Annotated in this window: 8 protein-coding genes; 5 read left to right on the forward strand and 3 right to left on the reverse strand. The window is 72.1% G+C overall.

Annotated elements, in window-relative coordinates:
* A partial coding sequence (locus tag VI238_RS07250; protein WP_331649959.1) for a heme biosynthesis protein HemY occupies positions 1-827 on the forward strand: 827 nt, incomplete at its 5' end.
* A gap of 120 nt (positions 828-947) precedes the next feature.
* Here the strand turns inward: VI238_RS07250 and VI238_RS07255 are convergent.
* Together VI238_RS07255 and VI238_RS07260 are read right to left on the reverse strand one after the other, a co-directional pair.
* Positions 948-1520, reverse strand: a complete 573-nt coding sequence (locus tag VI238_RS07255; RefSeq protein WP_331649961.1) for a DUF2845 domain-containing protein — start codon at positions 1518-1520, stop codon at positions 948-950.
* A 54-nt stretch (positions 1521-1574) separates the two neighbouring features.
* On the reverse strand, positions 1575-2642 hold the full coding sequence (locus tag VI238_RS07260; RefSeq protein ID WP_331649963.1) for a 2Fe-2S iron-sulfur cluster-binding protein: 1068 nt from the start codon (positions 2640-2642) through the stop codon (positions 1575-1577).
* A gap of 212 nt (positions 2643-2854) precedes the next feature.
* On the opposite strand from VI238_RS07260, the gene VI238_RS07265 reads away from it, so the two are divergent.
* Genes VI238_RS07265 through VI238_RS07280 form a run of 4 tightly spaced genes read left to right on the forward strand, consistent with a single transcriptional unit; the run spans position 2855 to position 6158 of the window.
* Positions 2855-3292 carry a hotdog fold thioesterase gene (locus VI238_RS07265; RefSeq protein WP_331649965.1) on the forward strand — a complete coding sequence of 146 codons (438 nt, stop codon included), beginning with the start codon at positions 2855-2857 and terminating at the stop codon, positions 3290-3292.
* A 5-nt stretch (positions 3293-3297) separates the two neighbouring features.
* Entirely contained in the window at positions 3298-4248 is a 951-nt protein-coding gene (locus VI238_RS07270; protein ID WP_331649967.1) for a serine/threonine protein kinase, read from the forward strand.
* Positions 4249-4297: 49 nt separating this feature from the next.
* Entirely contained in the window at positions 4298-5107 is an 810-nt protein-coding gene (locus VI238_RS07275) for a lysophospholipid acyltransferase family protein (protein WP_331649969.1), read from the forward strand.
* The gene (locus tag VI238_RS07280) at positions 5094-6158 is read left to right on the forward strand and encodes a YheT family hydrolase (RefSeq protein ID WP_331649971.1); all 1065 of its coding nucleotides are present in this window, start codon (positions 5094-5096) and stop codon (positions 6156-6158) included. Before VI238_RS07275 ends, VI238_RS07280 begins: the two co-directional genes overlap by 14 nt.
* A 60-nt stretch (positions 6159-6218) precedes the next feature.
* Here VI238_RS07280 and VI238_RS07285 read toward each other — a convergent pair.
* The coding region (locus VI238_RS07285) for a hypothetical protein (protein ID WP_331649973.1) at positions 6219-6426 on the reverse strand (208 nt) is incomplete at its 5' end.

A 6426-nucleotide genomic window follows, 5' to 3' on the forward strand; every position in this document is an offset into this window, starting at 1 on the left:
CGCGCGCGGCCGACGCGACGCGCGCGCGCTTTCTCGTCGAAAGCGGCCGCCCGGGCGATGCGCTCGCGCTGCTCAAGCCGAAGGCGGCGTCCGGCGAGCTGTCGCTGCGCGGTTGGCGCCTGCTCGCCGAGGCCGCGCTCGCGCAAGGCGACGTGCGGACGGCGCTCGACGCGCTGCCGCGGCTCGCGCGCAGCCAATCGCTCACCGTCGATGTGCTGGCCGCGCTCGAAACGCGCGTACTCGCTGCGGCGCTCGCGGCCTCACCGGACGCGACGCACCTGAATGCGGCGTGGAGCGGGGCGACCCGCGCCCAGCGCCGGCGTGCCGGACTCGTCGCCGCCTTCGCGCGGCGTTCCGCCGCACTCGGCCAGGTGCTCGCGGCGATGGACGAGATCGAGTCGGCGCAACGGCGCGAGTGGAGCGATCTGCTCGCGAGCGTGTACGGCGAGCTCGGCGCCGAGGAGGCCGCTACGCGTCTGCGCAAGGCCGAGGCGTGGCTCGCGATCGCGCCGAACAGTGCCGCGCTACTGACCACGCTCGGTCGTCTGTATGCGCTGCTCGGCCAGTACGGCAAGGCCGAGGAAGCGCTCGAGCGCGCCCTCGCGCTGGCGCCTTCGTCGGCCGCCTGGGAAGCACTCGGCGACGTTCGCAGGGGCCAGAACGATCTCGCCGGCGCGAACGCCGCCTATGGGAACGCGTTGCGCTGCGCGCGCGGCGAGCCGACCGTCCCGCTTGCGCCGCTGCTCGCACGCGGCCCGCTCGACACGCGCCCGATCGCGTTCGAGGAGCGCAGCGAACACGGCGTGCCGCGCCTTCCGCTCGCGTAACGCGACCGGCGCGAGACGCGCGCCGCCGGCGATGCGCGCGTGCCGCCGATCACCGCCCGCCGAGCGGAGGCCGGCCTCCGTCGGAGCCGCCGGTGTGAAGGCTCCGACCGGACCCCGCGGTCAGCGCGCGAGCGATTCGACCGCGTCGACGCGCCCGTCGACGAGGCGCACGACGCGCACGGAGTGTCGATCGCCGAAGTCGTAGATCCAGTCCTCGCGACGCTGGTCGCGCCAGCGTTCTATGCCGGGCGCGGGGCGTCGCACGATCGTGTCGTTGTGGCTGCGCCGCGACGCCGGCTCGCCGCAGCGCGCGACGAGTTCGCCGGTGCTCAGTCCGTCGAGCAGGCGGTTCGGATCGCAGTCCTCGCCGATGTGCTCGACGCCGTAGCCGAGCGTGTCTTCCTGCGCGAGCACGCCGTCGCGGAACACGAGGCGGCGCATGAACTGGCGCGGGCCGAAGTTGTAGTACCAGATGTCGTACTGCACCTCGCGCTGGCTTTCGACCGGGCCGTCGCGGCCGATCACGACGACATCCGTGTAGCGATCGGTCCAGAACGGATCGCCGCAGCGCTCGCGGACCTGGAAATCCTGGTCGCCCCCGGCGACGAGGCGGCTGCCGCATCGCATCGCGAGCGCGGGTGCGCTCAACAGCAGCGCGAGGACGGCCGGCGGAAACAGGATCGTGCGGTGCATGGCGATCTCACGGTGTGGGTCGGGGCATCGACCGCGAAGCATCGGAAACGTTCGTCACGGGCCGTCGATGCCGGCCCGCCCGCGCAGGATCTGCGCGATGACGTCGGGGGCGTAGTCGAATGAATCGTAGTACAGCCGTTCCTCGGGCAGGCCCGCGTCGGCGAATGCGCGCCGGCCGGCGTCGATCAACGCGGGCGGCCCGCTCATGTAGACGTCGAACGCGGACAGGTCCGGCTCGTCCTCCAGCAGCACCTCGTGCACGAGCCCGCTGCGTACCGTCCCGCCGCGAACCGCGTCGACGACGACCGGGACGAAGCGGAATGCGGCGACGTCGCGCGCCCACCGCTCGGGCAGTTCGCGCAGGTACAGGTCGGCAGCGCTGCGCGCGCCCCAGTACAGAGCGATCGGTCGCCGCGTGCCGAGCGCGAGGAAATGCTCGACGAGCGCCTTGATCGGCGCGAAGCCGGTTCCGCCGGCCATGAACAGCATCGGCCGCTCGCTGTCCTCGCGCGGCACGAAGGTACCGAGCGGGCCTTCGACCTCGAGCTCGTCGCCGGGGCCGAGCACGTCGAACACGGTGTTGGTGAAGTCGCCACCGGCGACGCGGCGCACGTGCAGCTCGATGGTCTCGCCCGCGCCCGGCATCGCCACCGCAGGCGCATTCGCGATCGAGAACGCGCGTCGCCGGCCGCCCGCGAGCAGGACGTCGAGGTACTGCCCGGCAAGCCGGCGCATGCGCTCGCCGGGCGCGGTCGCCAGACGCAGGCGCGCCACGTCGTGGCCGAGCAACGACTTCTCCGCGACGCGGACCGTGAATCGTCGGCGCGGGATGTCGGCGACCGACGCGACTTCGCGTGCGGCGATCGTGAGGTCGCCGGTCGGCACGGCCTGGCACAACAGCACCTGGTGGCGCATCTGCTCGGCCGCATTGAGCGCACTCGGCGGGTTGCGCGGATAGGTGCAGGCGCCCTCGATGAGCGTCGCCTTGCAGCTGCCGCACACGCCCGCGAGGCAGGAGTACGGCAGCGCGAGGCCGGCGCGACGCGCAGCCTCGAGCACGGTCTCGCCGGGCAGGACCTCGAAGCGCTTGCCGCTGGCTTGCAGGGTGACGGTGTGGGACACGCGGTCGCGGATCGTGGAATGGGACGATTGTCGCCGAATTCGGCGCGTGCGGGCGAACGCCGGTCCCGTGCCTGCGACGACCGTCGGGACGTGCGCATCGACGACGCGCCGGCGTGCGACGCACGGACGCGACATCGCGGTGCCACGGCCATCCGACTCCGCTCCCCCGTCCGGCCCTCGGCTATAGTCGTCGTCCCCCGCAGGAGACGGCGATGGCGATCTGGAAGCAGGCGACCGAGCTCGAGCGCCTCAACGCGTGGAACCGCGACTGCCTCGTCGAGCACCTCGGCATGCGCGTGACCGCGGTCGGCGACGACTGGGTGCAGGGCACGATGCCGGTCGACGCGCGCACGAAGCAGCCGTTCGGCCTGTTGCACGGCGGTGCGTCCGTCGCCCTCGCCGAGTCGCTCGGCAGCCTCGCGGGCAACCTCTGCATCGATGCCGGCGAGATGGCGGTCGGTCTCGACATCAATGCGAACCACGTGCGCGCGGTCACCGACGGCGAAGTCACCGGCACGGCGCGCGCCGTCCACCTCGGCCGTACCACGCAGGTGTGGGAGATCCGCATCGTCGACGCGCGCGATCGCCTCGTCTGCATCTCCCGCCTCACCCTCGCGGTCGTGCCGCGCGCATCGCCGAAGGCGGTCTGAGGCCGATGCGCGCGGCGGCACCCTACGACGCGCTGACCCCGGATACCGTGCTCGACGCGGTCGAGGCCGCCGGCTACCGCACCGACGGTCGCCTGCTCGCATTGCCGAGCTACGAGAACCGCGTCTACCAGGTCGGCATCGAGGAAGGCGCGCCGCTCGTCGCCAAGTTCTACCGACCCAATCGCTGGAGCGACGCGGCGATCGCGGAGGAACACGCGTTCGCGCTCGAGCTCGCCGCGGCCGAGCTGCCGGTCGTCGCGCCGCTCGCAATCGCCGGAGCGACCCTGCTGCGGCAGGCCGGCTACCGTTACGCGCTCTACCCGCGACGCGGCGGTCGCGCGCCCGAACTCGAGTCGGTCGACCATCTCGCCTGGATGGGACGCCTGCTCGCGCGCATGCACGCGGTCGGCGCGCGCGCGCGCTTCCGCGATCGCGGCACGATCGACACCGACACGTTCGTGCGCGAAGCCGCGCGTGCGGTGCTGTCATCGGGGTTGTTGCCGCACGCGCTCGAGCAGCGCTATCGCGCCCGCGCGGCGACGATCGCCGACCTCGTCGATGCGCGTTTCGCGACCGTCGCGCCTGCCACCCTGCGCCTCCACGGCGACTGCCACGGCGGCAACGTGCTGTGGACCGACCACGGTCCGCACTTCGTCGACCTCGACGACGCCCGCGCGGGCCCCGCGGTGCAGGATCTCTGGATGCTCGCGCCATCGCCGCGCGCGCTCGACGCGCTGATCGAAGGCTACGCCGAATTTCGCGACTTCGACCCGCGCGAACTCGACCTGGTCGAGCCATTGCGCCTCATGCGCCAGGTCCACTGGGCCGGCTGGGTCGCCGCACGCTGGCACGACCCGGCGTTCCCGCGGGGATTCCCGCAGGTCGGCGAGCCGCGCTGGTGGGAACAGCACGTCGAAGACCTCGCCGAAGCGATCCTCCAGCTGCAGGACGCCTGAACGCGATCGCGTGCGGCGGCGCACCAAACTCCGTTACCATCACCCCACGATGAACCGACTCGTCGAATCCCCCGTCGCCGTCGCACCGCCGAGCGACCGCGTGCGCGCAGTACGCTACGCGTGGCGCATCCCGCAGTTGCTGCTGCACGCGCTGATCGCGCTACCGCTCGCGCTGGTCGCGCTCAACCCGCTCGCCGCGCGCGTGCGCGTCGGTCGCACGACGTTCGAGAAGGCGATGATTCGCTGGTGGTCGGGTCGCCTCGTGCGCATCTTCGGATTGCGCATCCGGCGCGTCGGCGAACCGCTCCCGGGCGCGGTGCTGTACGTCGCCAACCACATCTCCTGGCTCGACATCGAGCTCATGCACAGCCAGCGGCCGGTCAGCTTCGTCGCCAAGAGCGAGATCGCCGGCTGGCCGTTCGTCGGCTGGCTCGCTTCGCAGGCGGGCACGATCTTCCATCGCCGCGGCAATACCGATTCGCTCAACGCGGTCATGGCTCAGGTCGTCGCGCGCCTGCGCGCGGGCGAACCGGTCGGCGTGTTCCCCGAAGGCGGCAGCGGCCACGGCGACCGCATCGGTACGTTCCACGCACGTATCTTCCAGACCGCGCTCGATGCGGACGTCGCAGTGCAGCCCGTGGCACTCCGCTACGGACGCGACGGTCGCCAGGACGCGCGCGTCCCGTTCGGCCGCAAGGAGAGCTTCTTCACGAATTTCCTGCGCGTGCTGGGCAACCCGGCGATGGATGCGGAGATCCATTTCCTCGAGGCGGTGCCGAAGACTCCCGAAGCGCGCCGGCGCATGGCCGAACTGAGCCGCGCGCGCATCGTGCAGGCGCTCGGCTATGGCGACGACTGAAGGCGCGCTCGAGGGCATAGCGGCCGACGCGCCGGGCGCGCGCGCAGCGCTGCCGCGAGGCGTCGACTTCGCACCGCCGCGCTGGCTCGCCAACCCGCACCTGCAGTCGATCCTCGCCTCGAGCGCGCTGCGTCGCCTCGCATTGCGGCGCGCGCAACGCGAACTCGATCTTCGCAGCGAGGCACACGTGCTCGACTGCGGAGCCGGGGTGCGGCTGCAGGGCTTCCTCGCGCGCCAGCGCGTGCGCGAGCGCGCGCACGGCCTCGTCGTCCTGCTGCACGGCTGGGAAGGCAGTGCGCGATCGTCCTATGTCGTCGGTACCGGCGCCCGCCTGCTCGACGACGGTTTCGACGTGTTCCGGCTCAACTTCCGCGATCACGGCGACACCCATCACCTCAATCGCGAACTGTTCCACTCGTGCCGCATCGACGAGGTCGTCGGCGCGGTGCGCGCGGTGCGCGACGCGTTCGCCGCGTCGCCCGTCGCGGTCGCGGGGTTCTCGCTCGGCGGCAATTTCGCGCTGCGCGTCGCGCTGCGCGCGGCCGATTCGGTGCGCTACGCGCTCGCGGTATGCCCGGTCGTGAGCCCCGCCGCGGGCCTGTTCGGGCTCGAGGAGGGGTTCTGGATCTACCAGCGCTACTTCCTGCTCAAGTGGCGCGAGTCGCTGCGGCGCAAGCGCGCGCTGTTCCCCGAAGTCGACTGGTTCAGCGCGCAGGACCTCGCTTCCGACCTGCGCGGCCTCACGCGCGCGCTCGTGCTGCGCCATACCGATTTCGCGTCGCTCGAGGCCTATCTCGACGGCTACTCGATCGCCGGGGACCGGCTGCGCGCGCTCGCGATGCCGGCGACGATCCTCACCGCGGCCGACGATCCGGTCATCCCGGTCGCCGACTTCCGCGCGCTGCAACTGCCGCCGCAGGTCGAACTCGACATCGCCGAGCACGGCGGCCATTGCGGCTTCCTGCTCGACGCGACGCTGCGCAGCTTCACGAGCGACTACATCGCCCGGCGCATGCAGAGCCATCTCGCGCACGATCCGCCGAGCGCATAGCCCGACGGGTGCGCAATGCGCGTCCGATGCTTCGGCGACCGGATGCGGCCGCCGCCTGCTTCAGTCGCGCAGCCAGCGCAGCATGTGCGGGTAGGGCGCGACGCCGCGGCGTCGCGCGTCGTCGCCGATCGCGCACAGGCCGAGCGCGGCGAGGCCGGCGGCGCCGACGTAGACGCCGAGCGAGAACGACAGCGCGAGGCCCTGCGACTGCCCGCGATAGCCGCCTGCATGGAACAACGCGTCGGTCGGCACCGCGAGGTGCACGCTC

Source organism: Dokdonella sp. (assembly GCF_036518555.1).
In the GTDB taxonomy this organism is placed as follows: Bacteria; Pseudomonadota; Gammaproteobacteria; order Xanthomonadales; family Rhodanobacteraceae; genus Dokdonella_A.